Source organism: Plantactinospora sp. KBS50 (genome assembly GCF_002285795.1).
GTDB lineage: Bacteria > Actinomycetota > Actinomycetes > Mycobacteriales > Micromonosporaceae > KBS50.
The window spans coordinates 3,389,463-3,414,856 of sequence record NZ_CP022961.1 but is presented as its reverse complement, the minus strand read 5'-3'; the positions used below and the strand labels follow the sequence as shown (position 1 = coordinate 3,414,856).

General features: G+C 70.5%; 18 protein-coding genes and 2 pseudogenes. 13 read left to right on the top strand and 7 right to left on the bottom strand.

Annotated elements, in window-relative coordinates; translation table 11 throughout:
• Nucleotides 1-26: 26 nt before the first annotated feature.
• The gene (locus CIK06_RS15240; RefSeq protein ID WP_095565385.1) at nt 27-683 is read right to left on the bottom strand and encodes a cyclopropane-fatty-acyl-phospholipid synthase family protein; all 657 of its coding nucleotides are present in this window, start codon (nt 681-683) and stop codon (nt 27-29) included.
• 498 nt (nt 684-1,181) lie between these two features.
• On the opposite strand from CIK06_RS15240, the gene CIK06_RS15235 reads away from it, so the two are divergent.
• The 8 genes and pseudogenes from CIK06_RS15235 to CIK06_RS15200 all read left to right on the top strand — a co-directional run bounded on the left by CIK06_RS15235 (nt 1,182) and on the right by CIK06_RS15200 (nt 8,554).
• Nucleotides 1,182-2,111, top strand: a complete 930-nt coding sequence (locus CIK06_RS15235; RefSeq protein WP_232533644.1) for an ABC transporter permease — start codon at nt 1,182-1,184, stop codon at nt 2,109-2,111.
• A gap of 86 nt (nt 2,112-2,197) precedes the next feature.
• Nucleotides 2,198-3,886, top strand: a complete 1,689-nt coding sequence (locus CIK06_RS15230) for an ABC transporter substrate-binding protein (RefSeq protein ID WP_198347871.1) — start codon at nt 2,198-2,200, stop codon at nt 3,884-3,886.
• 147 nt (nt 3,887-4,033) lie between these two features.
• Nucleotides 4,034-5,011, top strand: a complete 978-nt coding sequence (locus CIK06_RS15225; protein ID WP_095567858.1) for an ABC transporter permease — start codon at nt 4,034-4,036, stop codon at nt 5,009-5,011.
• A gap of 86 nt (nt 5,012-5,097) precedes the next feature.
• Nucleotides 5,098-6,194: pseudogene (locus CIK06_RS15220) on the top strand (ABC transporter ATP-binding protein).
• Between the two features lie 13 nt (nt 6,195-6,207).
• A complete protein-coding gene (locus tag CIK06_RS15215; RefSeq protein WP_095565381.1) occupies nt 6,208-7,284 on the top strand; it encodes an ABC transporter ATP-binding protein in 1,077 nt (358 codons plus the stop codon).
• A 168-nt stretch (nt 7,285-7,452) separates the two neighbouring features.
• Nucleotides 7,453-7,632 (top strand): hypothetical protein, encoded by a 180-nt coding sequence (locus CIK06_RS15210; RefSeq protein WP_095565380.1) that lies wholly within the window; start codon nt 7,453-7,455, stop codon nt 7,630-7,632.
• Nucleotides 7,633-7,752: 120 nt separating this feature from the next.
• Complete coding sequence (locus tag CIK06_RS15205; protein ID WP_095565379.1) at nt 7,753-8,157, top strand: STAS domain-containing protein; 405 nt, start codon at nt 7,753-7,755, stop codon at nt 8,155-8,157.
• Nucleotides 8,150-8,554 (top strand): ATP-binding protein, encoded by a 405-nt coding sequence (locus CIK06_RS15200; protein ID WP_095565378.1) that lies wholly within the window; start codon nt 8,150-8,152, stop codon nt 8,552-8,554. Before CIK06_RS15205 ends, CIK06_RS15200 begins: the two co-directional genes overlap by 8 nt.
• Nucleotides 8,555-8,567: 13 nt before the next feature.
• Here CIK06_RS15200 and CIK06_RS15195 read toward each other — a convergent pair whose 3' ends face one another.
• Nucleotides 8,568-10,118: a PP2C family protein-serine/threonine phosphatase gene (locus tag CIK06_RS15195; protein ID WP_232533643.1), complete on the bottom strand. Its 1,551-nt coding sequence runs from the start codon at nt 10,116-10,118 to the stop codon at nt 8,568-8,570.
• 192 nt (nt 10,119-10,310) lie between these two features.
• Between CIK06_RS15195 and CIK06_RS15190 the strand changes: the two genes are divergently transcribed.
• Nucleotides 10,311-11,273, top strand: coding sequence for a TIGR01777 family oxidoreductase (locus tag CIK06_RS15190; RefSeq protein ID WP_095565377.1), 963 nt, complete (start codon nt 10,311-10,313; stop codon nt 11,271-11,273).
• A gap of 88 nt (nt 11,274-11,361) precedes the next feature.
• On the opposite strand, the gene CIK06_RS15185 is transcribed toward CIK06_RS15190, so the two are convergent.
• The gene (locus tag CIK06_RS15185; protein WP_095565376.1) at nt 11,362-12,861 is read right to left on the bottom strand and encodes a cellulase family glycosylhydrolase; all 1,500 of its coding nucleotides are present in this window, start codon (nt 12,859-12,861) and stop codon (nt 11,362-11,364) included.
• A gap of 550 nt (nt 12,862-13,411) precedes the next feature.
• On the opposite strand from CIK06_RS15185, the pseudogene CIK06_RS15180 reads away from it, so the two are divergent.
• The 3 genes and pseudogenes from CIK06_RS15180 to CIK06_RS15170 all read left to right on the top strand — a co-directional run.
• A pseudogene (locus tag CIK06_RS15180) lies at nt 13,412-14,515 on the top strand (uroporphyrinogen-III synthase); the annotation flags it as partial.
• Between the two features lie 186 nt (nt 14,516-14,701).
• Nucleotides 14,702-15,319 (top strand): polysaccharide deacetylase family protein, encoded by a 618-nt coding sequence (locus tag CIK06_RS15175; RefSeq protein ID WP_157756766.1) that lies wholly within the window; start codon nt 14,702-14,704, stop codon nt 15,317-15,319.
• 279 nt (nt 15,320-15,598) lie between these two features.
• Nucleotides 15,599-17,119: an arabinofuranosidase catalytic domain-containing protein gene (locus CIK06_RS15170; protein WP_095565373.1), complete on the top strand. Its 1,521-nt coding sequence runs from the start codon at nt 15,599-15,601 to the stop codon at nt 17,117-17,119.
• A 119-nt stretch (nt 17,120-17,238) separates the two neighbouring features.
• Here CIK06_RS15170 and CIK06_RS29415 read toward each other — a convergent pair whose 3' ends face one another.
• The 4 genes from CIK06_RS29415 to chvE all read right to left on the bottom strand — a co-directional run bounded on the left by CIK06_RS29415 (nt 17,239) and on the right by chvE (nt 22,579).
• On the bottom strand, nt 17,239-18,402 hold the full coding sequence (locus tag CIK06_RS29415) for a cellulose binding domain-containing protein (RefSeq protein ID WP_157756765.1): 1,164 nt from the start codon (nt 18,400-18,402) through the stop codon (nt 17,239-17,241).
• Nucleotides 18,403-18,564: 162 nt separating this feature from the next.
• Nucleotides 18,565-19,830 (bottom strand): multiple monosaccharide ABC transporter permease, encoded by a 1,266-nt coding sequence (gene mmsB, locus CIK06_RS15160; protein ID WP_095565372.1) that lies wholly within the window; start codon nt 19,828-19,830, stop codon nt 18,565-18,567.
• Nucleotides 19,827-21,368: a multiple monosaccharide ABC transporter ATP-binding protein gene (gene mmsA / locus CIK06_RS15155; protein ID WP_095565371.1), complete on the bottom strand. Its 1,542-nt coding sequence runs from the start codon at nt 21,366-21,368 to the stop codon at nt 19,827-19,829. Before mmsA ends, mmsB begins: the two co-directional genes overlap by 4 nt.
• Nucleotides 21,369-21,451: 83 nt before the next feature.
• Nucleotides 21,452-22,579: a multiple monosaccharide ABC transporter substrate-binding protein gene (gene chvE / locus CIK06_RS15150; protein ID WP_095565370.1), complete on the bottom strand. Its 1,128-nt coding sequence runs from the start codon at nt 22,577-22,579 to the stop codon at nt 21,452-21,454.
• A 764-nt stretch (nt 22,580-23,343) separates the two neighbouring features.
• Between chvE and CIK06_RS15145 the strand changes: the two genes are divergently transcribed.
• Nucleotides 23,344-25,368 carry an RICIN domain-containing protein gene (locus CIK06_RS15145; protein ID WP_095567855.1) on the top strand — a complete coding sequence of 675 codons (2,025 nt, stop codon included), beginning with the start codon at nt 23,344-23,346 and terminating at the stop codon, nt 25,366-25,368.
• Nucleotides 25,369-25,394: the final 26 nt, after the last annotated feature.

The following is a 25,394-nucleotide window of genomic DNA, read 5'->3' as shown; positions in this document are numbered from 1 at the left end:
CGGTCCGGCCGGCCGCGGGGGCCCGCTCAGGCGGTCCGGACGGCGATCAGTGACTTGGTGAGGCCGGCGATCCGCTCGGACCGGATGGTGGCGTCGGGGAAGAGGTACCGCAGCTCGGTCCGGCCGACCAGTTCGGTGGTCAGGACCTGCCGCATCGCCTGCTCCCAGGGCTTGTTCGGGGTGTACGCCAGCGGCCACTTGCGGGCGATCAGCACCCGGGCCGGCACCGGCAGGAACTGCATTCCCGGCGCCACCCAGTGCGGCTCGATGGGGAAGTACCGGTACGGAGTCTGCACCCAGTAGCGCGGGGCGAGCTCGCGGACCACCGCGGCCATCCGGCGGCGCTGTTCGTGCCCGCCGACGTGTTCCAGCACGCTGTTGCTGAACACCAGGTCGTACCGGCGGGACCGGATCGCGGCCGGCAGGTCGCAGGCGTCGGCCTGGTCTGATTCGGCCCAGTCGGGCAGGTCGGTCGGCGGTGTCTCCAGGTTGACCAGGTGCACGTGGGCCGGCCGGACCGGCGCGTCGGCCCAACTCGCCACCCGGCCACCGATGTCCAGGACCGTCATGTCGGCCAGTCCGGGGAAGGTCTCGGAGAGCCAGGCGGCGCGCCGGGCGCGCCGTTTCCCGCCCAGCGAGGTGGGGGAGTCGACCAGTCGGAAGCGCAGAGACCGTAGTGGCATCTACTGATGATGGGGATCGCCGATACGGTGTGTCATCCGCCGAATGGGCGGGCGGTGGCGGTCCGAATCGGGGCAGATAATTGCGCTCTCCAGTCAAGCCGGTTTACCGGTGACATCGGCGCCACCCATACGATGATCGCTGTTCGCGGTCGGATGTGTACCCAGCGTTCCGTTTTTCGGTGGGCATGCGTGACTTCGCGGACAAAAGGCGTCCGGACAATTCCCCAAGATCCTTCGATGGGTGTGACAGGCCTCGCGTACAACGGTGACCTAGCTGTTATTGATTTGATGCCTCAGGCCGTTTCGGCGAAACCCGGGGCCGGCTAGCGTTTCCGCCACCGCACACCGGCGACCCCGTCGGGGTGCCTGGGTGGGTGCGGTCGTCCGGGAATGGAGGTGACGTGGGTGGACCCGTCGCGTACGAGTGCTGAGTCGACCACGCTCGACGAGCCGCCAACGGCCGTGGAAGTGGCTTCGCCGGCGCCGCAGCAGCGGGTCGTGACGGTCAGCAAGTCGCCGACGCGGATCGCCTTCGAGCGGCTGCGGGCCGACCGGGTGGCGATGATCTGTGCGGGCATCTTCGTCCTCTTCATTGTCATCGCCGTGTTCGCCCCGCTGCTGGCAAAGCTGGAGGGGCAGACCCCCACGGAATATCACCAGGGCATGATCGACGACTACGGCTTCCCGACCATCGGGATGACCTCCGACCACTGGTTCGGCATCGAGCCGCGGCTCGGCCGGGACCTGTTCGCCCGCTGGGTGTACGGTGCGCGACCGTCGCTCATCGTGGCGGTGACGGTCACGATCGCCACCACCCTCGTCGGGGTGATCGTCGGCTTGGTCGCCGGGTTCGCCGGCGGGCTGGTGGACCGGGTGCTGTCCTGGTTCATCGACCTGGTGCTGAGCCTGCCGTACCTGCTGTTCGCGATCGCGACCGCCGGTGTGCTGGTGGCGATGCTGGGCGGTGCGGAGGCGGCCAACCCGTCCGAGGTGGCCAAGGTGCGGTTCATCTCGCTGGTCCTGGTGCTCTCCTTCTTCGGCTGGGCCGGCCTGGCCCGGCTCATCCGCGGCCAGGTGCTCTCGTTGCGCGAGCGCGAGTTCATCGCCGCGGCGAAGGTGCTGGGCGTGCCGACCCACAAGGTTCTGTTCAAGGAACTGCTGCCCAACCTGGTGGCGCCGATCATGGTGTCGGCGTCCCTGGCCCTGCCCAGCTACATCGTCGCAGAGGCCGGCCTGACCTTCCTCGGGGTCGGCCTGACCGAGCCCACGCCGTCGTGGGGTCTGACGATTTCCGCGGCGCAGAACTACTACCGCGCCGACCCGGCGTACCTCTGGATCCCGATCATCGGCATCACCATCCTCGTGCTGGCGCTCAGCCTGCTCGGTGACGCTGTCCGGGACGCCTTTGACCCCCGTACCCGCCGATGACGGCACACCCCGTTTCACCAAGAAAGGGAGCAACTGTGAGGCGACTCAATGTGGCCGTGGCGGCCTGTGCCGCCATAGCCCTTGGGGTGACGGGCTGTGGTAGCCCGTCCTCCAACAACAGCGGCACGACCGACGACAGTGGCAAGATCAACACCCAGCAGAGCGCCATCGATCCCGACGCCAAGGGCCCGGCGCCCGACGTCGCGGGCGCGAAGAAGGGTGGCACGATCACGATCTACTCGCAGTCGACGCCGAACACCTTCGACCCGACCGACATCTACTACGTCGACTCGAACGAGATCGGCAAGCTGCTGTTCCGTACGCCGACCCAGTTCGCGATCCGCGAGGGCAAGCCGGTGCTGGTGCCGGACCTGACCGACGTGGGCACCGTCTCGGACGACAAGCTGACCTGGACCTTCAAGCTGCAGCCGGGCATCAAGTACGAGGACGGCAGCGAGGTCAAGGTCGAGGACCTGGCGTACGCCATCAAGCGGTCCTTCGCGCACGACCTGTTCGCCAACGGCCCGACGTACCAGCTGGTGTACTTCAAGGACGCCGACAAGTACAAGGGCCCGTACGAGAGCGGCGACGACTACGCCGGCGTGGAGACCCCGGACGCCAGCACCCTGGTGATCCACCTCGCCAAGCCGTTCAGCGACCTGCCGTTCTACATGTCCTTCCCGATGTTCTCGCCGATCCCCAAGGCCAAGGACACCAAGCAGGACTACAAGAACAAGCCGATCTCGACCGGCCCGTACATGTTCGACAGCTACACCGCGGGCAGCGAGCTGAAGCTCAAGAAGAACCCGAACTGGGACGCCAACACCGACCCGGTGCGGCACCAGTACGCCGACGCGTGGGACTTCAAGTGGGGCGTCGATGACGTCAAGAGCCAGCAGCAGGTGCTCAACAGCAACGGCCCGGACGCCAACGCGCTCAACTACGGCAACATCGACGCGTCGCTGATCCCGCAGGTGCAGGAGAAGAAGGACCAGCTCATCCAGGGTGAGAGCCCCTGCAACATCGTGGTGCAGCTGGACACCCGGAAGATCCCGCTGGAGATCCGCAAGGCGATCGCGCTGGCCTGGCCGTACGACGCCGACTGGAAGGCCGCCGGCCTGAACGACTACATCGCCGAGCGGTCCAGCACCATCCTGCCGCCGAGCGTCCCCGGCTACAAGAAGTACGACCCGGCGCCGGGCCTGAGCGGCAAGGGCGACGGTGACCCGGAGGCGGCCAAGAAGATCCTCCAGGACGCGGGCAAGGTCGGCTTCGAGCTGAGCTGGTACTACGACAACACCAAGACCATCCCGCAGCAGCTCGCCCAGGTGCGCAGCGACGCGCTGAAGGCGGCGGGCTTCACCCCGAAGCCGGTCGGTGTGCCCACCGCCGAGCTGCGGACCAAGACGAGCGACTACGACTCGCCGGTGAACATGGGCCTCTCGCCCGCCGGCTGGTGCTCGGACTGGCCCAGTGGTGGTAGCTGGATGCCGGTGCTGTTCCAGTCGCACAGCATCAGCGACGGCACCTCGTGGGGCATGCTGAGCGACAAGGCTCTCGACAGCAAGATCGACGAGGTTGCCGAGCTGCCCGCGGACCAGGCCACCGCCAAGTGGGGCGACCTGGACCAGGAGATCATGAACATGTACGTGGCGCTCCCGCGCTACTACGACAAGATGGCCATCGTGGCCGGCACCAACATCGGTGGCGCCGAGGGCGACGCCACGGTCGGCCTGCCGTTCTTCCCGAACCTGTTCCTGAAGAGCGGTAGCTGATCCACTCCTGATCCCGTGGTCCGGTCGGCGCCTGCGGCACCGGCCGGACCACGGGGGCGGATGCCCCTTCCTTCCGGTCGCTGACCGGAGATCCTGCGACACCATCCCGGTCCGCGTGACCGGCCGCCCGAAAGCGAGGAGTTGGCGGTGCTCCTGTACATCCTGCGGCGATGCGCGAGTGCGATCTCCGTCGTCATCGTTACGCTGATCGCCAGCTTCGCGCTGTTCTTCCTGGCTCCGACCGACCCGGCGGGCGCGATCTGCGGCAACCGCTGCACCCCGGAGCGGGTGGCGGACATCCGCAACAGCCTGGGACTCGACGAACCGGCCGTGGAGCAGATCGGCCTGTACCTCAAGGGCATCGTCGTCGGCCGCGACTTCACCAGCGCCGGCGCCGTCATCCACTGCTCGGCCCCGTGTCTCGGCTACTCCTACATCCTCGGCCAGCCGGTGACGAAGCTGCTGGCCCAGGCCCTGCCCGTGACGGTCTCCATCGTCCTGGGCGGTGCGCTGGTGTACTTCACCGTCGGCGTGCTCGCCGGGACCGCCGCCGCCCGTCGCCGGGGTTCCCCGGCCGACCGGCTGGTCGTCGGCAGCACGCTCATCATCAACTCCGTCCCGTACTTCGTGGTCGCGCTCATCGTGGCGCTGTACGCCACCTTCCTGCCGCGCGCGGAGTACCACTCCTTCCTGAGCAATCCGCTCACCTGGGCCGCCGGCCTGTTGGCACCGTGGCTCACCCTCGGCCTGGCCAACGCGACCCAGTACACCCGGTACTCGCGCGCCTCGATGATCGAGGCACTGGGCGAGGACTACGTCCGGACCGCCCGGTCGAAGGGCATCAGCGAGCGGCGGGTGGTGTACCGGCACGGCCTGCGCGCCGCCCTCAGCCCGGTGATCACGATCTTCGGGATCGACGTCGCCGTCCAGATCGTCAACACCCTGTTCACCGAGAGCATCTTCGGGCTGCCCGGGATCGGCGTGATGACGCTGCGCGCGTTCTTCACCTTCGACCTGCCGGTGATCATGGGCGGCGTGTTGATCGGTTCGGTGGTGCTGGTCGTGATGAACCTGCTCGTCGACATCCTCTACACGTTCCTCGATCCCCGGGTGCGGCTCGGATGATCCCCGCAGCGTCGAGCGTCGTCACCGACAATCGCCGGTCGCACCGGTACACGATCTCGTAAGGCGGCAACAGAATGAGCGACGAGATGCCTGAGACCCCTTCCGCCCGCGGCCCGCAGACCGTGGTACGCCAGCGGCGGGACAACGCGGCGGTGGAGGGCGACCAGCCGTACCTGGAGGTGTCCGACCTGCGGGTCACCTTCCCACGGCCGACGGCCTGGTGCAGGCGGTGCAGGGGCTGAGCTACTCCCTGCCGCTGGGCCGGACCCTCGCGATCGTCGGCGAGTCCGGCTCCGGCAAGAGCGTCTCCAGCATGGCGATCATGGGGCTGCACGATCCGAAGAGCACCCGGATCTCCGGCTCGATCCGGCTGGGCGACACCGAGATCGTCGGCATGCGGCAGGAACAGATGCGCAAGATCCGCGGCGCCGTGGCGTCGATGATCTTCCAGGATCCGCAGTCGTCGCTGCACCCCTTCTACACGATCGGCAACCAGATCGTCGAGGCGTACCGGGCGCACAACAACGTGTCCAAGAGGGCGGCCCGGGAGCGCGCCGTCGACATGCTCGGCCGGGTCGGCATCCCGAACCCGCGGCGGCGGCTGGACGACTTCCCGCACCAGTTCTCCGGCGGCATGCGCCAGCGCGCCATGATCGCCATGGCGCTGGTGAACGACCCCAAGCTGCTGATCGCCGACGAGCCCACCACCGCGCTGGACGTGACGGTGCAGGCGCAGATCCTCGACCTCATCTCCGACCTGCAACGCGACTTCGGCTCGGCGGTCATCTTCGTCACCCACGACCTCGGCGTGGTCGCCGAGATCGCCGACGACGTGCTGGTGATGTACGCCGGCCGGGCCGTCGAGTACGGCCCCGCGCACAAGATCCTCGGCACGCCGCTGCACCCGTACTCGTGGGGTCTGCTGGAGAGCATCCCGGCGCTCTCCGGCGACCCGCAGCCGCTGCACCCCATCCCCGGTGCCCCGCCCAGCCTGCTCAACGTGCCGAGCGGCTGCCCCTTCCATCCGCGCTGCGAGTTCCGCACCCGGGTGCCGGGCGGGCTGTGCAAGAACGAGGAGCCGGCCCGGCTGCCGCGGACCGCCGACACCACCCGGGAGTCCCGGTGCCACCTCGAAGCGCCCGACCGGATCTTCGAGACCGACATCCTGCCCCGGCTGCCGTAAAGGATCTGCGACGATGACGACCGCCACGAAGGACACCGCGGGCTCCCGGTCCGGCTCCCGCGTCCCGAAGACCCCCGGGGCTCCGCTGCTGGAACTCAAGGACCTCGTCATGCACTTCGACGTGAAGGGCGAGGGGCTGCTGCGCCGTGCGTCGAACAAGGTGCAGGCCGTCGACGGGGTCTCGTTCAGCCTCAACGAGGGCGAGACGCTGGGGCTGGTGGGCGAGTCCGGTTGTGGCAAGTCCACCACCGCCCGGCTGATCACCCGGCTGCTCAAGCCGACCAGCGGGCAGATCCTGTACCAGGGGCACGACATCGCCGACCTGACCGAGCGGCAGTTGCGGCCGTACCGCCAGGAGATCCAGCTGATCTTCCAGGACCCGTACTCGTCGCTCAACCCGCGGCACACCGTGGGCACGATCGTCGGCACCGCGCTGCGTACCCACAACATGGTGCCCAAGAGCCGCGAACTGGCCCGGGTGCAGGAACTGCTGGAGGTGGTCGGGCTCAACCCCGAGCACTACAACCGCTACCCGCACGAGTTCTCCGGCGGCCAGCGGCAGCGGATCGGCATCGCCCGGGCGCTGGCCGCGCGGCCGAAGATCATCGTCGCGGACGAGCCGGTCAGCGCGCTGGACGTCTCCATCCAGGCCCAGGTGATGAACCTGCTGGAGGAGCTGCGCAAGGAATTCAACATCGCCTTCGTGTTCATCGCCCACGACCTCGGCGTGGTCCGGCACTTCTGTGACCGGGTCGGCGTGATGTACCTGGGCAAGATGGTGGAGATCGGGCCGCGGGACGGGATCTACGACGCGCCGCAGCACCCGTACACCCAGGCGCTGCTGTCGGCCGTACCGGACCTGAACCTGGCCCGCGGCGCCGCGCCGAAGAACCGGATCCGGCTGGTCGGCGACGTGCCGAGCCCGATCAACCCGCCCTCGGGCTGCCGGTTCCGGACCCGCTGCTGGAAGGCCGAGGACATCTGCGCCCAGATCGAGCCGCCGCTGGAGAACAAGGCGGCGCAGCAGAGCGCGGCCTGCCACTTCGCCGAGCCCCGCGCGGTCACCGCCGAACTGCCCGTCTCGTCCTGAGCGTTTCCCCGCGCCGCCGCCGGGCGGCCGGCTGGGCCGTTCCGGAGGTTTGCCCGGATCCTGCCCGGGTAGCCGCACGGCCGGTGGCCGGTGGCGGCCGGCCCGCGCCGGCCGGTGATCGCCGGCCAGGATCGGGGTCGATCCGCTTCCTGCGGAAAGAGGGCGACGATGACCAGGGAACGGCTCGCAGACACGGTGGTGGGCACGATCGGCGACGCGGCCGGGACGGTGGTGGACCCGAAGGAGGGGCTGTCCCAGGCGCGGCGCAAGGCGTCCGTGCCGACCGCGGCACTGGTCGGCATCGCGCTGATCGTCGGCTACCTGCTCGGCCGGCGGGCGCGGGGCTGACCGGCCGCCGAGCCGCCCGGTTCGACACCGTCGAGGCGTACGTCCGGATGTCCACCCGCGGGTGCGATGATGTCGTCCGGCACGACGGATCGACGGAGTCGAGGGGCGGCGGCGGGTCGCATGGCAGCTTTCGAGGCGAAGACGGTCACCACCGGCGACCGCACCGTCGTCACGCTCACCGGCGAGTGTGATCTTGCCGTACGCGAGGAGTTGACCACGGTGCTGCTGACCGCCGTGGACGCCGCCGGCTGCGTCGTGCTCGACCTGGCCGGGCTGCGGTTCATGGATTCCAGCGGCATCCACGCGCTGGTCACCGGCCACCAGGCCGCCGTGCGGCAGGGCCATCGGCTGTACGTGCGGGGCGCCGTCGGCGCGGTGGCCCGGGTCCTGGACCTGACCGGGCTCGCCGACCTGCTCGCGCTGCCGGTCGAGCGCCCGGAGCGCGATCTGCCGGATGAGCGCCCGGAGCGCACTTCGCCGGATGAGCGCCCGGAACGCGCCGTGGACAGCCCGGCGCATGGCTGAGCGCGGCACCGACGCCGGTGGGCCCGCTCCTGCACCGGTGATGCCGTACGCCCGCTCCACCGACCTGGCCGGGGTGCGCGCGTTCGTGCGGAGCCGGGCCGAGACGCTGGGCCTGCCGCCCGAGCGCACCGACCTGCTCGTGCTCGCGGTGAGCGAGCTGGCCACCAACACGTTGCAGCACACCGCCGGCGGCGGCCGGGTCCGGGTGTGGGCGGACGCGGACGATGTCCTCTGCGAGGTCGTCGACCACGGTGCGGCCCGGGTGTTCGGCCGGGTCATGCCGGCGGCCGGCGAGATCCGCGGGCGTGGTCTCGCGATCGTCGAACGGGTCTGCGACGAGGTGTCCTCGACGGTCGGTCCGACCGGGACGGTGGTGCTGCTGCGGCTGCGTCGCTGACCCGGTCCCGGGTTCAGTCCAGCACGCGGGCCGCGAGCATGCAGGTGTCGTCGTCCGGGTTGGCGTACCGCAGCATCCCGCGCAGCCGGGCGAGCGCCTGCGGCCCGGTGTCCCGCGAGCCGGCGCCCAGCGCCCGTTTCACCTGGTCGAGCGGGGCGGTGCCGGCCGAGCGGTGTTCGACCAGGCCGTCGGTGTAGAGCAGGACGAGGTCGCCCGGCCGCAGGGTCTGGCCGGCCACCCGGTAGGCCGCCGCGGCGTCGGCGCCGAGCAGCAGGTGCCGGGGGCCGGCCAGGTCGGTGGCGGTGCCGTCCCGGGCCAGCAGCGGTGGCATGTGGCCGGCGCACGACCAGGACAGCCGGCGGGTGCCGGGGTCGTAGCGGGTGATCACCGCGGTCGCGGTGATCCGCAGGTGCAGGCACAGCCGGTTCAGGTGGCCCAGCAGGACGCCCGGGTCGTGGATGCCGATCGAGAGCCAGGCGATCAGCGAGAACCGCAGGTGTGCCATGCCGTGCGCGGCCTCCAGGCCGTGCCCGGCCACGTCGCCGACGGCCAGCGTGACCGGTCCGCCGGGCGGTCCGTCGGCGTGGTACCAGTCGCCGCCCACCTGTACGGCGCTCTCGGCCGGCAGGTAGCTGACCATCGCCTGCATCCCGGGCAGGTCGAGCGGCTCCCGCGGCAGCGGCTGGATCAGGTGCTGGACCTGGCCGGCGAGGCGGTGCTCGGCCAGCGCGGTCATCTCCCGGATCCGCACCTGGTCGCGCAGCCGCTGGATGGCGTCGCGGGAGTCCTCCCGGGCGGTGACGTCCTGCACCACGGCGTAGATCTTCAACGGCCGGCCGGTGGCGTCGCGGGCCACGTCGGAGCGGATCCGCAGGTGCCGGACCGACCCGCCGAGCCGGAACCGGACCGTGACGTCCGCCGCCGCCCCGCTGTCCATGGTCTGCCAGGCGGTCTCGCTGACCCCCCGGTCCTCGGGAAGCATCGCCGCCGCCTGCTCGGCCCGGGACATCGGCCCGTCGGCCGGGTCCCGGTCGAACAGCCGGAACATCCCGGGTGACCACTCGCTCTGGCCGGTGAGCAGGTCGTACTCCGCCCAGCCGAGCCGACCCAGCAGCTCGGTCCGGTCCGCGCGCAGCCGGGCCTCGTCCACCCGCTGCCACCAGACCAGCAGACCGCCCAGTACGCGGTGCACCCGTACGTCGAACGACGACCGGGCCACCACGCCGGAGCGCTGCTCGGTGTGCCGGAAGTCGGTCAGTTCGCCGGGCCGGCCGGTGCGCAGGACCCGGCCGTAGAGGTCCCACAGCGGGCCGTCGACCATCCCCGGGTAGAGCTGGCTGAGGCGCTCGCCGACGCGGGTGGCGCCGCGACCGCTGACGTCCTCGTCGGCGCTGACGGCGGCCACGAGGTAGTCCGGGCGTCCGTCCGGTGCCGTGGCCGGCAGCAGCCAGCTGCATCCGGACGGCACGGTGGCGATGATCTCCCGGACGACGTCCACCCTGGCGTCCCGATCCGGCGGCCGGCGCGGTACGTCGGTCCCGGTCCGGTCGCCACCGTTGCCCACCAGCGCAGCCTAGGGTCGGGTCGAGTAGATCCACAAGGCACCCTCCGGCCGGGCCGGCGCGACGACCCGGCCGGCGTGCGGCGGCCGTGTGCGACCGTCCTAGACTCGACCGGTGACCGGGACGCCGGCTCCCACGGTGCCGGCGGGCAACCGGGTGCGGCGAGGGCGGGTTCGGACACGGGGAGCGGATCGGTGAAGGTCGTCATAGCCGGTGGTACCGGGCAGGTGGGCAGGATCCTGGATCGGGCGCTGACCCGCGACGGTCACGAGGTCGTGGTGCTCACGAGGTCGCCGGTCGGCGCGCGTCAGGTCCGGTGGGACGGCTCGACGCTGGGCGCCTGGAGCCGGCAGATCGACGGCAGCGACGTGGTCGTGAACCTGGCGGGGCGGAGCGTGAGCTGCCGGTACACCCCGGAGAACCTGGCCGCCATGATGAGTTCGCGGGTGGACTCGGCACGGGTGGTCGGCGAGGCCGTCGCCGCCGCGGCCCGGCCGCCGAAGGTCTGGCTGCAGATGAGTACCGCGACCATCTACGCGCACCGGTTCGATGCCGCCAACGACGAGGCGTCCGGCCGGATCGGCGGCGCCGAGACCGGCGTGCCCGGGTACTGGGCGTACAGCGTCGACATCGCCCGCAACTGGGAGGCCGAGCAGGAACGGGCGGTGACGCCGGGGACCCGCAAGGTGGCGCTGCGGGCGGCGATGGTGATGAGCCCCGACCGCGGCGGGGTCTTCGACGTGCTGAGCTGGCTGGCCCGGCTCGGGCTCGGCGGTCCCGTCGCGGGCGGCCGGCAGTACATCTCCTGGATCCACGACCACGACTTCGTCCGCGCGGTCCGGTTCCTGATCCGGCGGGAGGACATCGCGGGCGCCGTGAACCTCGCCGCGCCGGGGCCGCTGCCGCAGCGGGAGTTCATGCGGATCCTGCGCTCCGCCTGGCGGATGCCGGTGGGACTGCCGGCGACCGCGTGGATGGCCGGGATCGGCGCGTTCGCGCTCCGCTCGGACACCGAACTGCTGCTCAAGAGCCGGCGGGTGGTGCCGGGACGGCTGGTCGAGGCGGGCTTCGCGTTCGACTACCCGGACTGGGCGACGGCGGCCGGGGACCTGGTGCCGCGCCGCCGCGGCCGGGACGCCCGGCCGGCCCCGGACTGAGCGTCGGCGCCTCCGGACACCGGCACCTCCCCGGGACGCGCGACGGCGCCCCGCCGGTGGCGGGACGCCGTCGCGGTGCCGTGCGTGATCAGCTGGTGGGGAAGTTGTCCGGGGTACGGATCCGGTCCCGCATGTAGGTGCCGGACGCGGTGAGCACCGAGGTGCCCGCGTAGACGTTGCCGTAGCAGGTGCCGGACCGGAAGGCGGCGCTGCCCTCGTCGGCGTCGGAGTACGTCCAGTTCGCGTAGCTGATCTTCAGCCGGTCCAGCATGTCCAGCCAGGCGTTGCTGCTTGCCGTGTCGACCGCTCCGTCACCGGTGTAGGTGACCGTGCCGAACTCGGTGACGAACATCGGCAACCGGGCGGCGGCCCGCTCCAGCTCCGCGCGGTAGCTGTCCTTGTGCGAGGCGGCGTAGAAGTGGAACGCGTACATCACATTGCTGGCGTTGACCGGGTTGTTGATCACCTCGGTCGAGTTGCCGCCCTCGGAGAGTCCCAGCGAGGACCAGGCCCGGGTGCCGACCACCACGATCGCGTCCGGGTCGTTGGCCCGGATGACCGGGATGACCTGCTCGGCGTAGCTCTTGATGGTGGACCAGGAGACCCCGTTGGGCTCGTTGGTGACCTCGTAGATCACGTTGTTCTTGTTCGCGTTGCGGGCCGAGACGGCCGCGAAGAAGGTCTTGGCCCGGTCGAGGTTGTACGTCGGGTCGCCGGGGGTCAGCGTGTGGAAGTCGATCAGGGCGTACATCCCGCGCTGCTCGGCCTTGTCGACAAGCGTGTTGACCCGGCTGGTGAAGCCGGCCGGGTCGGTCTCGTAGCCGTCCTCCTGCACGTACATGGAGATCCGCAGCAGGTCGGCCTGCCAGTCGTTGGCCAACGCGTCGAGCGAGGCGTCGTTGTAGCAGTTGTAGAACCACTGGAGGCCGTGCGTGCTCATCCCGCGCAGTTGGATCGGGCGGTCGTACTGGTTGCAGAGGTTGACCCCGCAGACCCGCAGCTGACCGTTGATGGCCACCGGCGTGGTGCCGGTGGGCGGTGCGGTGGTCGGCGGTGCGGTGGTGGGCGGTGCGGTGGTCGGCGGCGCCGTGGTGGGCGGTGCCGTCGTCGGCGGCGCGGTGGTGGGCGGTGCCGTGGTCGGGGCGGCCGTGGTCGGGGTCGTGCTGCCGGTGCAGGCCGTGCCGTTCAACGTGAACGCCGTGGGGTCCGGATTGCTGCTGGTCCAGGACCCGTTGAAGCCGATGGCGGTGCTGCCGCCGGTGGGCAGCGAGCCGTTGTAGCTCAGGCTCTGCGCGGTCACCGCGGAGCCGCTCTGGCTGTACGTCGCCGACCAGCCCTGCACGACCCGCTGACCGGAGTCGGGGAAGCTGAAGCCGAGCGTCCACCCGTTGATCTGGTCACCGAGGTTCTTGATGGTGATGTTGGCGGTGAACCCGCCCGCCCACGAGTTGGTCGTGTAGGTGACCGCGCAGCCGGTGGCCGCCATCGCGTTCGTCGTGGGCAGCAGGGCCGTCGTGCCGGCGGCCAGCGCGACGGCGGTGCCCGTGATGATCAGCTGACGTCGGAACCGGTGGGGGATTGTCATCATGGACCGTCTCATTCTCGTACGGGCCAGCCGGGGGCGGTCGGCGCGTGCCGTCCGGCCCGCGGATCTGGCGCGGGGGACATACGGGGCTGACTGTGCCGGCGGGACCGGTCGGCCCACCCGAGGGACGGGTCGGTCCGCCCGGCAGCGCGGCTGGCGGGTTGGCCCGACCGCCCGGCTGGCCCGGCTGCCTCGCGGCGGGGGACCGGCGCACGGCCGGCCGTGGTCTCGCGTAGCCCGTGTACGTTCGCCCAGGGCTCGGGAGCGCTCCCACGGCAGCCTCTCAGACTCGCGCTGACTTCGCAAGATTGACGGACGTTGAGATCCTTGCGGGCCGTGGCCGCGATCCGGGCGCGGTGCCGGTGATCGGCGTTTTCCCGGCCCGTAACACGTCCTTGTGCGGACGGAAATCTCCGATGACCAGCATCATCCGCATGGCGTCAGCGGACACTCACCGCCCGTGCCGGCTACGCCGGTGCGGCGCCGCCCCGCGGGCCGGCTCCGGCGCGGATCCCGACGCGGCGGCCGTCGGCGCCGTGGCGGTGGCGCTCCGGTGACCGACGCCGCGGAGCGCGCCGCGGACCCGGGGCCACTGACCGGGTTCACGGTCGCCGTCACCGCCGAACGCCGCAACGCGGAGCTGCGGGCGCTCTTCGAGCGCCGGGGTGCCCGGGTCGTCAACGCGCCGAGCCTGGCCATCGTGCCGTTGCGGGACGACACCGCCCTGCGGCGTGCCACCGAGGACCTGCTGCGCCGCCCGCCGGACGTCGTGGTGGTGACCACCGGGGTCGGCTTCCGTGGCTGGCTGGACGCGGCCGACGGCTGGGGGGCGGCCGAACCGCTGCGCGGCGGCCTGGGCCGGGCGCGCCTGCTCGCCCGTGGCGCCAAGCCCTGCGGCGCGATCCGGGCCGCCGGGCTGAGCGAACAGTGGGCGGCGCCGAGCGAGTCCTGCGAGGAGATCCTCCGCGAGCTGATCGAGGAGGGCGTGGCGGGGCGGCGGATCGCGGTGCAACTGCACGGCGGGCCGCAGGAGGAGTTCGTGTCCGCGCTGCGCCGGGCCGGCGCCGAGGTGGTGGAGGTGCCGGTGTACCGGTGGACCGCCCCCGGCGACCTGGGCCCGGTCCGCCGGCTGATCGGGCTGATCGTCGCCGGCCAGGTCGACGCCGTGACCTTCACCAGCGCGCCGGCGGTGCGGGTGCTGCTGGAGGTGGCCGGCATGGGCGCCGCCGAGCTGTTCACCGAACGGGCGCTGGCCGCCTGCGTGGGTCCGGTCACCGCGGCGCCCTTGCGCGCGGCCGGCGTACCGGTGCTGGTGCCCGAGCGCGCCCGGCTGGGCGCCCTGGTCCGGGCCGTGACCGAGGAGCTGCCGCGGCGCGCCCGCCGGCTGTCGGTCGCCGGCGCGGAACTGGAGCTGCGCGGGCATGCGGTACTGGTCGACGGCACGCCCCGGACGCTGGCCCCGGCGACGATGGCGATCCTGGCCGCGTTGGCCGCGCGGCCGGGCGTGGTGATCTCCCGTGCCGAGCTGGCGGCGGCGTTGCCGCGGGCCGCGGACAGTCACGCCGTGGACATGGCCGTGGTCCGGTTGCGCGCCGCGCTGGGCTCCTCCCGGTACGTCGAGACCGTGATCAAGCGGGGCTACCGGCTTCCGGTGGACGACGGACCCGAGGCGCCCGCAGCGGCGCCGCCCGACACCGTCCCGCCCGGTACGGCCGCGGCCCGGCGCCGGCCCGGGCCGTCCCGCCGCCGCAGCCCGGGAAAGGACGCCGCCGGCCGGCCGTAGCGGCGGCTACCATGGGGCCGCGAGATGCCCCGGGCGCCGGACGGAAGTCGGTGGCGATCGATGGAGAACGGTTCGCTCGTCCCGCCGGTCACCTGGCTGCCCGACCTCGGCCACCCGCCCGGCCGGGTGGCGCTGACCTTCGACGACGGCCCGTGTCCACCGTGGACCGACAGGCTGCTCGACGTGCTGGCCCGGACCGGCACCCCGGCCACGTTCTTCGTGCTGGGGTCGCTGATCGCCGGGCGCGAGGACCGGTTGCGCCGGATGGTGCGGCTGGGCTGCGCCGTGCAGGTGCACGGCTGGGAGCACGTCCGGATGACCGAGCAGTCCCCGCGGGAGCGCCGGCGGGACATCGCGGCGACGCGGCGGCTGATCTGCGACGTGACCGGCCACCGGCCCCGGCTGGTGCGCCCGCCCGAGGGCCGTGCCGACCGGGCGGTGATCGAGGACATCCTGTCGATGGGGATGGCGCCGGCGTTCTGGAGCGTGCACGCCGCCGACTGGACCCGTCCGGGTCGGGCGGAGATCGTCGCGCGGATCTCGCCCGGTCTCGTCGACGGCGCCGTGGTCCTGCTGCACGACGGCGGTGGCGAGCGGGACCAGACGGTCGGTGCCGTCGGGCCGCTCGTCGCCCTGCTGCGCGAGCGCGGCCTGGCCCCCGTGACCCTGACTCCGTGATCCCCGCCCGTCGCGGCGCGGGGGCGGAATTCTCCGACCTGTTGTGGTTAAATCGTTAACGTCGATGTTACCGATAACATCGACGTGGTCGACGATCGTCCGTGGCCGGCTTCTCCTCGCCCCGTCGGTCCGGGGCTTTGCCTTGTCCAGCCGGGGAGAACCACCCACGGCCTGCCTCGAAGGGTCGCCAGCCGCGTGATGTGAGCGCTGACATCGACCGTCCTATCCGGAGACTGCGCGCGGGCGCACCGGAATCCCCACACCCCCGAGGAAACCGTCATGGTCACTCGTCATCCCTGGTCCATCCATCCCAGACGGCGCTCCGCCGTGCTCGGTGCGCTGGTGCTCACCCTGGTCGTCGCCGGCCTGGCGCTGGCCACCCAGGCGCGGGTCGCGGTGGCCGCGCCCGGCCCGAACTCGATCGTCGGAGCGCAGTCGGGTCGGTGCATCGACGTACCGAACGGCAGCACCACCAACGGCACCCAGGTGCAGTTGTACGACTGCTGGAGCACCTCCGGGCAGAGCTGGACGTACACCTCGGGCAAGCAGTTCCAGGTGTACGGCAACAAGTGCCTGGACGCCTACGGGCAGGGCACCAGCAACGGGACCCAGGTGATCATCTGGGACTGCAACGGGCAGAGCAACCAGCAGTGGAACGTCAACTCCAACGGCACCATCACCGGGGTGCAGTCCGGGCTGTGCGTGGACGCCAGCGGCGCGGCCACCGCGAACGGCACGAAGATCCAGCTCTGGTCCTGCGGCGGCGGCGCGAACCAGCGGTGGAGCACCTCGGCGACGCCCTCCTCGCCCACCCCCACGCCGACCGCGACCTCGAACCCGCCGTCGGGAAGCCAGCCGTGTGACATCTACGCGGCCGGCGGCACGCCCTGCGTGGCCGCGCACAGCACCACCCGCGCCCTGTACGCCGCCTACACCGGCAACCTGTACCAGGTCCGCCGTTCCTCGGACAACACCACCCGCAACATCGGCGTGCTGACCACCGGCGGCCGGGCCGACGCCGCCGCCCAGGACAGCTTCTGCGCCAACACCACCTGCGTGATCACCTGGATCTACGACCAGTCCGGGCGCGGCAACAACCTCGGCTACCAGGGCTCCGGCGGCGTCGGCGGCGCCGTGCAGCCCGCCGTGGCCACCCGGGAGTCGGTGACGCTCGGGGGCAACAAGGTGTACTCGCTCTACATCCCCGGCAACAGCAGCTACTGGCGGGACGGGCACACCACCGGCATTCCCACCGGCAGCGCGCCGGAGGGCATGTACATGGTCACCAGCGGCACCCACGTGAACAGCGGCTGCTGCTTCGACTACGGCAACAGCGAGACCACCCGCCGGGCCGACGGTGCCGGTGCGATGGACGCGATCAACTTCTCCACAAGTTGCTGGTTCGGCGGCTGCTCCGGCAGCGGCCCCTGGGTGCAGGCCGACCTCGAATACGGTCTCTACCCGGGCGGCAGTTCCTCCTGGAACTCCAACCAGCGCGCCTTCAACAACAGGTTCGTCACCGCCACCCTGAAGAACAACGGCACGACGCGGTTTGCCATCAAGGGCAGCAACGCCCAGTCCGGCAGCCTCTACACCCTCTACGACGGGTCGCTGCCCAACGGCTACAACCCGATGAAGAAGCAGGGCGCCATCATCCTGGGCAGCGGCGGCGACTGCTGCATCGACAACTCCAACCAGAGCATCGGCACCTTCTACGAGGGCGCGATGGTCAGCGGGTACCCCAGCGACGCCACGGAGAACGCCGTGCAGGCGAACGTCGTCGCCGCCGGCTACGCCTGATCCGTCCCGGGACACCGCGGTTGTCCGCGGTTCGTCGGGACCCGACCGCAGCACCGGCGCCGGCCGCCGGGTCGCCCCCAGGGGGACCCGGCGGCCGGCGCCGCGATCGGTACGGCCGGTCAGGCGTACGTGATCGAGAAGCTGTTGCAGGTGAAGTTGGACTGCCCGGCGGTCCCGGTCAGCTCGAAGCCGAACTGGATGTCGCCGACGGTCACGTCACCCCACCAGCCCTGGGTACGCAGCCAGTTGAGCACGGCCAGCACGTTGATGCTGCCGGAGTTGGTGTTGCTGGTGCGCAGGAACGAGAAGACCTCGTTGCTGCCGTTCGAGCCGCGGTAGATGTTCCAGGTCTGGCCGCCGAGGCTGAGGTTGGTGAACTTCGGGACCGCGCCGTTGGCGTCGTACGCGTCGGCGATGGGTCCGACGGCGCCGGCCTTGTTGGTCCAGAGCATGACCTCGTAGGCGTAGTTGTTCGCCCAGATGTCGTACGCGGTCTCGTAGTCGCCGCCGCTTGGCACCGAGACGTTGAACGAGGTGTTCACCGAGCTCAGCGAGCTGAGGGTGCGGTTGAGCGTCTTGCCGGTGTGCGGGTAGGACTTGACGCCGCTGGTGCGCGGGTGGTTGGCCACCACGCCCCAGTTGGTGCCGGTGCGGGCCCAGATGGTCTGCGGACCCGCGCCGCCGCCCCAGACGTCGTTGTTCAGCGTGTACCCGTTGTTGGTCCACGAGTCCCACTGGCCGCTGGCGACCCAGGCGGCGTCCGAGGGGACGCCGCTGACCGGCGGCGGGGTCGAGCCGGTGGGCGACGGCGTCGGGCTGCCGCTGGTCGCCGACGGCGTGGGGGTGGGCGTGCCGGTCGGGCCGGTCACGCCGCCGGTGCAGGTGGTGCCGTTGAGCGCGAAGCTGGTCGGGGCGGGGTTGCTGCTGCCGGTCAACGAGCCGTTGAAGCCGAACGAGGTGCTCCCGTTGGTCGACAGTGCGCCGTTGTAGCTGACGTTCTTCGCGGTGACCGCCGAGCCGCTCTGGGTGATGGTGGCGTTCCAGTACTGCGTCACCTGCTGTCCCGCGGAGTAGGACCAGGTCAGGGTCCACGAACTCATCGCGTCGCCGAGGTTCGTGATGCTGACGTTGGCGCCGAATCCGCCGGGCCACTGGCTGGCGACCGTGTAGGTGACGCTGCACCCGGTGGCCGCGGCGGCGGGCAGCGCCGTGACGACGCTCGCCCCGACCGCGGTCACCGCGACTGCCGCGGCCGCTGCCGCCGCGGGAATGTGCCTGCGCATGGCGGTATCCCTTCCGGAGGTGTGGTGGACCGCCGGCGCCGCCGCTGGCTTGCGACGCCGGGGAGCGGGTCGACGGGGAGGAGCCGGAATGGCATCGAAGCGCTTCGATAAAGCTAGGCGCTCCGTCCCGCTCCGGTCAACCGCCGGCCGGTCCGCCCTACCTCAGCGGCTCTCCAGACCCGCCCGGCGCTTGGACCAGACGTCGAAGGCGACCGCCGCGAGCAGCACGATGCCCTTGACCAGCATGACCCGCTCGCTCGGCGAGCCGATCAGGGACATCCCGTTGTTGATGACACCCATGATGAGGCCACCGGTGATCGCGCCCACCACCTTGCCGACGCCGCCCTGCACCGCCGCGCCGCCGATGAAGGCCGCCGCGATGGCGTCCAGCTCGAACTGGTTCCCGGCGGTGGGATTGGCCTGGTTGAGACGGCCGGCGAAGATGACCCCGGCCAGGGCGGAGAGCACGCCCATGTTCACGAAGATCCAGAACACCACGGACCGGACCCGGACGCCGGAGAGCAGGGCGGCCTGGAGGTTGCCGCCGACCGCGTAGATCCACCGGCCGAAGACCGCCCGGTTGGTCACCAGCGTGTACGCCAGCACCAGCACGGCCAGCAGCACCAGCACCCACGGCAGGTTCTTGAACCGGGCGAGCTGCACGATGACGGTCAGGATGACCACCGTCGCCACGGCCAGCTTCAGGACGAACAGCGGCAGCGGCTCCACGGTCTGCTGGTAGCCGAGCCGGGCCACCCGGTCCCGCCAGCGCACGAGCACCAGCCCGGCCACCACGGCGAGGCCGATGAGCAGGCTGAACAGGTCCGCACCGCCGAGCGGGCCGAGCCCGATGTTGCCCAGGTAGCCCTCGGTGAAGCCGTTGGCCAGCGTGCGTACCGGGTCGGGGAACGGGCCGATGCCCTGGTTGCCCAGCACCGTGAGGGTGAGCGCGCGGAACAGCAGCATGCCGGCGAGGGTGACGATGAACGCCGGAATTCCGAAGTAGGCGATCCAGAAGCCCTGCCAGGCGCCGATCACGGCCCCGGCCACCAGCGTGATGACCAGGGCGATCGGCCAGGCCATGTGCAGGTTGACCATGAGTACGGCGGCGACCGCGCCGGTGACCGCCACGACCGACCCGACGGAGAGGTCGATGTGCCCGGCGATGATGACCAGGATCATCCCGATGGCCAGGATCAGGATGTACGAGTTCTGCACGATGATGTTGGAGATGTTCTGCGGTTGCAGCAGCGCGCCGTCGGTGAGCACCGAGAAGAGCACGATGATCAGGGCGAACGCGACGTAGATCCCGCTCTGCCGCAGGTTGATCGAGAACCGCCGACGGGGGGAGCTGCCCGGCTCCACCGGCCCGGCGAGTTCGGGCGCCTCGGCCGGTACCGTGCTGTTGGTGGGTGCGACACTGCTCATCGCGGGGCTGCTCCTGTTCCCTGGGTCATCAGTTGCATGAGGTGCTCCTGGGTGGCGTCGGCCCGGTCGACCTCCCCGGTCACCCGGCCGGCCGCGAGGGTGTAGATGCGGTCGCAGAGGCCCAGCAGCTCGGGCAGTTCCGAGGAGATGACCAGGACGGCCTTGCCGGCGTCGGCGAGCCGGTTGATGATCGTGTAGATCTCGTACTTCGCGCCGACGTCGATCCCGCGGGTGGGCTCGTCGAGGATCAGCACGTCCGGATCGGTGAAGATCCATTTGGACAGCACGACCTTCTGCTGGTTGCCGCCGCTGAGCTTGCCGGCGACGCTGAGCACGCTGGGCGCCTTGATGGCCATGCCGCGGCGGTAGTCCTCGGCGATCCGGAACTCCTCGTTGCCGTCCACCCAACCGCGGCGGGCGAGCTTGGCCAGCCCCGCGGCGCTGATGTTGCGCTTGATGTCGTCGATCAGGTTGAGGCCGTACCGCTTGCGGTCCTCGGTGACGTACGCGATGCCGTGCTCGATGGCGTCGCTCACCGAGTGCAGCGCGATCGGCCGGCCGTCCTTGAGGATCCGGCCGGAGATGTCGGTGCCGTACGCGCGGCCGAAGACGCTCATCGCCAGCTCGGTGCGGCCGGCGCCCATCAGTCCGGCCAGGCCGACGATCTCGCCGCGGCGCAGCGTCAGGCTGGCGTTGGAGACCACCGCCCGGCCGCGCTGGGTGGGGCTGTGCACCGTCCAGTCCTCGATCCGCAGGGCCTCCGCGCCGATCCGCGACTCGTGCGGCGGGAACCGGTGGTCCAGGTCCCGGCCGACCATGCCGGAGATGATCCGTTCCTCGGTGACGGCGTCGGTGCGCATGTCCAGCGTCTCGATCATCCGGCCGTCCCGCAGGATCGTGATCGAGTCGGCGATGTCCGCCACCTCGTTGAGCTTGTGCGAAATGATCACGCACGTGATGCCCTCGTCCCGCAGCCCGCGGAGCAGGCCGAGCAGGTGTGCCGAGTCGTCGTCGTTGAGCGCCGCCGTCGGCTCGTCGAGGATGAGCAGCCGGACCTCCTTGGACAGCGCCTTGGCGATCTCGACCAGCTGCTGCTTGCCCACCCCGATGTCCAGCACCGGGGTGAGCGGGCTCTCCCGCAGCCCGACCCGGGACAACAGCCCGGCGGCCTCGTGGTTGGTCCGGTGCCAGTTGATCAGGCCGCGGTTCGCCCGCTCGTTGCCCAGGAAGATGTTCTCGGCGATCGACAGCTGCGGGCAGAGCGCCAGCTCCTGATGGATGATCACGATGCCGCGCCGCTCGCTGTCCCGGATGCCGTGGAACTCGCAGGGCCGCCCGTCGAACTCGATCTCACCGGCGTAGCTGCCGTGCGGGTAGACGCCGGACAGCACCTTCATCAGCGTGGACTTGCCGGCGCCGTTCTCCCCGCAGATGGCGTGGATCTCGCCCCGCCGCACGGCGAGGGAGACGTCCGAGAGCGCGGCCACGCCGGGGAACGTCTTGGTGATCCCGTGCATCCGCAGGATGTGCTCGGTCATGCTGGTCAGGTCCCCTCGGTGAGTTGCGCGTCGGGCCGGCCGCCGGGAGGTTGCGTCCCGACGGCCGACCCGCGGCGGTGGAGCTACTGCAGCTGTGCCTCGGTGAGGTAGCCGGTGTCGACGAGTTCCTGCTTGTAGTTGCTCTTGTCGACGATCACCGGGTCCAGCAGGTACGCCGGGACGACCTTGTTGCCGTTGTCGTAGTCCTTCTCGTTGTTGACCTCGGGCTGCTGCCCCTTGAGGACCTCGTCGGCCATCTTCGCGGTCACCTCGGCGAGCTTGCGGGTGTCCTTGTAGATGGTCGAGTACTGCTCGTCCGCGATGATCGACTTGACCGACGTCACCTCGGCGTCCTGGCCCGTCACCACCGGGTACGGCTGGCCCTGGGTCCCGTAGCCGTTGCTCTTGAGCGCCGAGAGGATGCCGATGGAGAGCCCGTCGTAGGGCGACAGCACGCCGTCGACCTTGGCGCCGCTGCTGTAGGTCTTGGTGAGGATGTCCTCCATCCGCCGCTGCGCGGTCTCGGCCTTCCAGCGCAGGATCGCGATGGTCTTGAAGTCCTTCTGGCCGCTCTTGACCACCAGGGTGCCGTTGTCGATGTACGGCTGGAGCACCGACATCGCGCCGTTGTAGAAGAACGTGGCGTTGTTGTCGTCCGGCGATCCGGCGAACAGCTCCACGTTGAACGGTCCCTTGGCCGAGCCGTCCGAGCCGTCGGCGTTCTTCAGCTTCAGGCCCACCAGCAGCGAGGTCGCCTGCTGTACGCCGACCTTGAAGTTGTCGAACGTGGTGTAGTAGTCCACGTTCGGGCTGTTGCGGATCAGCCGGTCGTAGGCGATGACCTTGACCTGCTTGTCCGCCGCCTCCTGGAGCTGCGTGGTGATCGCGGTGCCGTCGATGGACGCGATGATCAACAGCTTCGCGCCCTTGGTGATCTGGTTCTCCACCTGGTTGACCTGGGTCGGGATGTCGTCCTCGGCGTACTGCAGGTCGACCTTGTAGCCGAGCTTCTCCAGGGCGGCCTTGAGGTTGTCGCCGTCGTGCACCCACCGCTCGGAGGACTTGGTCGGCATCGTGACGCCGACCAGTGCGCCGGCGTTGGAACCCGAATCCGTGTTCTGGTCCACCGTCTTCGTGCTGGAGCCGCAGGCGCTCAGCGCCGCGGCGAGCAGCACGGCGCCGGCCGCCGCCGTGATCCGTACGAGTCTCATACGCTGTCCCTCCATCGTGGTGCAGCCGATGTCGCCGTCCGGGTCCCGCGCCGGTGGCTTCCCCCGGTGCCCTCGCGGTCCCGCCCTCGGGTGGCGTGGCGGGCCCGTTCCCGCGGACCGGCGATTCGTGTGACAGTGCCGGAATGGCCGGCGACGCCCAGTGTTATCGCTAACAATGTGATGGTCAACGCCGCATCACGTAACGCTTGGGTAACACGGCCGCAAGATTGCCTCGCCGGCGATGTCTGCGCAGCTCAGGGGCGGGACGAGGGGTCGGCTGCGGCCCGGTCGCGGCGTTCCGGGCCGCCGCCGGCGCCGAGGCATCGGCCCGGCGGGCGGCGGGACCGATCCGTTGATCACCCCACGTAGCGGATCGACGTCCCGACGTGAGCATCGATGGTCATACCTTGCGGGTTGCGAAACGGTCTGGCAATCTCGCGAGTGTCGATGTTAACGTTCTCTTTACATCCGCCGAACATGGGCTTCTTGCAGGCCGTACGGGTGTTCTCGCTAACAACGTGCGAACACCGGTCGCCGGGTCCGGCCGTGCCGTCGGGGTCGGCCCGGGAGCCGGCGGCCCCGACCGAGCCACCGGGTGGAGACAACCGGATCCGGCCGGGCCACCCGCACGGGGCAACCGGATCCGGCCGGGCCAGAGGGCCGACCCAACCGAAGGAGTGGTCTTGGAACGCCTCAGCACCGCCCCACCCGCCCGTCCCGACCGGCGCGGACGGCGCCACCGACCCGCCCGGGCGTCCCGCGTACTGGTCCTGGCCGTCGTGACGGCGTTGCTGGCCGGCGGCCTGGCGACCGCCGGTGCCGCCCCGGCCGCGGCGGCGACGGTCGACACCAGCGCCTGGTACGTGCTGGTGAACCGGAACAGCGGCAAGGCGCTGGACGTGTACAACTCCTCCACCGCGGACGGCGCGCGGATCACCCAGTGGACCCGCAACGACGGGGCGAACCAGCAGTGGCAGTTCGTCGACTCCGGCGGGGGTTACTACCGGTTGAAGTCGAAGAACTCCGGCAAGGTGCTGGACGTCTACAACTACTCGACGGCCGACGCGGCGAGCGTGGTGCAGTGGCCGGACCTGAACGGCACGAACCAGCAGTGGCGGTTGGCGGACTCCTCCGGCGGTTACGTGCGGTTCGTCAACCGCAACAGTGGCAAGGCGTTGGAGGTGCAGAACGCCTCGACCGCGGATGGCGGGAACATCGTGCAGTACACCGACTGGGGCGGCAACAACCAGCAGTGGCAGCTCGTCCGGGTCGGCGGCGGCAGCACCGGTTCGCAGTACACGAACCCGGTGGTCTGGCAGGACTTCGCCGACGGGGACATCATCCGGGTCGGCAACGCGTACTACTACTCGGCCTCGACCATGCACTACTCGCCGGGCGCGCCGATCCTGCGCTCCTACGACCTGGTGAACTGGGAGTACGCCGGGCATTCGGTGCCCCGCCTGGACTTCGACTCCACGGCGTACGACCTGACCGGCGGCCGGGCGTACGTGAAGGGGATCTGGGCCTCGGCCTTCAACTACCGGCAGAGCAACAGCACGTACTACTGGCTGGGCTGTGTGGAGTTCAACCGCACCTACGTGTACACCGCCACGGCCGTGGACGGGACCTGGTCCAAGCGGTCCCGGATCAACAACTGCTACTACGACGCGGGTCTGTTGTTCGACACCGACGACACCCCGTACGTGGCCTACGGCAACGGCACGATCAGCGTGGCGCAGCTCTCCAGCGACCTGACCTCGCAGGTGCGCAGCCAGACGGTGTACACCACGCCGTCGAGCATCGGCACGCTGGAGGGCTCGCGGTTCTACAAGCGGGGGAACTACTACTACATCTGGGTGACCCGGCCGGCCAACGGCCAGTACGTGCTGCGCTCAACCAGCCCCTGGGGGCCGTACGAGCAGCGGCAGGTGCTGCTGGACCTGCCCGGACCGATCTCCGGCGGCGGCGTGCCGCACCAGGGCGGCCTGGTGCAGACCCAGAACGGCGACTGGTACTACATGGCCTTCGTCGACGCGTATCCCGGTGGCCGGATGCCGGCGCTGGCGCCGATCACCTGGTCCAGCGACGGCTGGCCCACCCTGCAGACGGTCAGCGGCCGGTGGGGGGCCAACTACCCCATGCCGAACGTGCCCACCCCGCCCCGGCAGGTCAACCCGATGACCGGCCCGGACACCTTCGCCGGCCCCACCCTCGGCCCGCGCTGGGAGTGGAACCACAACCCGGACACCAGCAGGTACACGGTCAACAACGGGCTGCGGCTGCAGACCGCCACCGTCACGAACGACCTGTACGCGGCCCGCAACACGCTGACCCACCGCATCCAGGGTCCCACCTCGACCGCCACGATCGAGCTGGACTACTCCGCCATGCGCGACGGCGACCGGGCCGGCCTGGCCATGCTGCGGGACTCCTCCGCCTGGATCGGGGTGCGCCGCGACAGCGGCCAGACCCGGGTCGCGATGGTGGACGGGCTGACCATGGACAGCAACTGGAACACCACCGGCACCGGTACCGAACGGGCCAGCGCGGCGGTCTCCGGCGGCCGGATCTGGCTGCGCGCCACCGCCGACATCAACCCCGGAAGCGGCCGGCAGGCCCGCTTCTCCTACAGCACCGACGGCACCACCTTCACCTCGCTCGGCACCGCCTTCACGCTCAACAACGCCTGGCAGTTCTTCATGGGCTACCGCTTCGGCATCTTCAACTACGCCACCCAGGCTCTCGGCGGCGCCGTCACCGTCAACGGCTTCAACCTGACCACGCCCTAGGAAACCCCACGATCCGGAAAGGCGCT

Bases quoted from the DNA above. Each gene is read 5' to 3' on its own strand.
- CIK06_RS15240 (WP_095565385.1), bottom strand. From the start codon at position 683: ATGCCACTACGGTCTCTGCGCTTCCGACTGGTCGACTCCCCCACCTCG.
- CIK06_RS15215 (WP_095565381.1), top strand. From the start codon at position 6,208: ATGACGACCGCCACGAAGGACACCGCGGGCTCCCGGTCCGGCTCCCGC.
- CIK06_RS15210 (WP_095565380.1), top strand. From the start codon at position 7,453: ATGACCAGGGAACGGCTCGCAGACACGGTGGTGGGCACGATCGGCGAC.
- CIK06_RS15205 (WP_095565379.1), top strand. From the start codon at position 7,753: ATGGCAGCTTTCGAGGCGAAGACGGTCACCACCGGCGACCGCACCGTC.
- CIK06_RS15200 (WP_095565378.1), top strand. From the start codon at position 8,150: ATGGCTGAGCGCGGCACCGACGCCGGTGGGCCCGCTCCTGCACCGGTG.
- CIK06_RS15185 (WP_095565376.1), bottom strand. From the start codon at position 12,861: ATGATGACAATCCCCCACCGGTTCCGACGTCAGCTGATCATCACGGGC.
- CIK06_RS15175 (WP_157756766.1), top strand. From the start codon at position 14,702: ATGGAGAACGGTTCGCTCGTCCCGCCGGTCACCTGGCTGCCCGACCTC.
- CIK06_RS15170 (WP_095565373.1), top strand. From the start codon at position 15,599: ATGGTCACTCGTCATCCCTGGTCCATCCATCCCAGACGGCGCTCCGCC.
- CIK06_RS29415 (WP_157756765.1), bottom strand. From the start codon at position 18,402: ATGCGCAGGCACATTCCCGCGGCGGCAGCGGCCGCGGCAGTCGCGGTG.
- mmsB (WP_095565372.1), bottom strand. From the start codon at position 19,830: ATGAGCAGTGTCGCACCCACCAACAGCACGGTACCGGCCGAGGCGCCC.
- mmsA (WP_095565371.1), bottom strand. From the start codon at position 21,368: ATGACCGAGCACATCCTGCGGATGCACGGGATCACCAAGACGTTCCCC.
- chvE (WP_095565370.1), bottom strand. From the start codon at position 22,579: ATGAGACTCGTACGGATCACGGCGGCGGCCGGCGCCGTGCTGCTCGCC.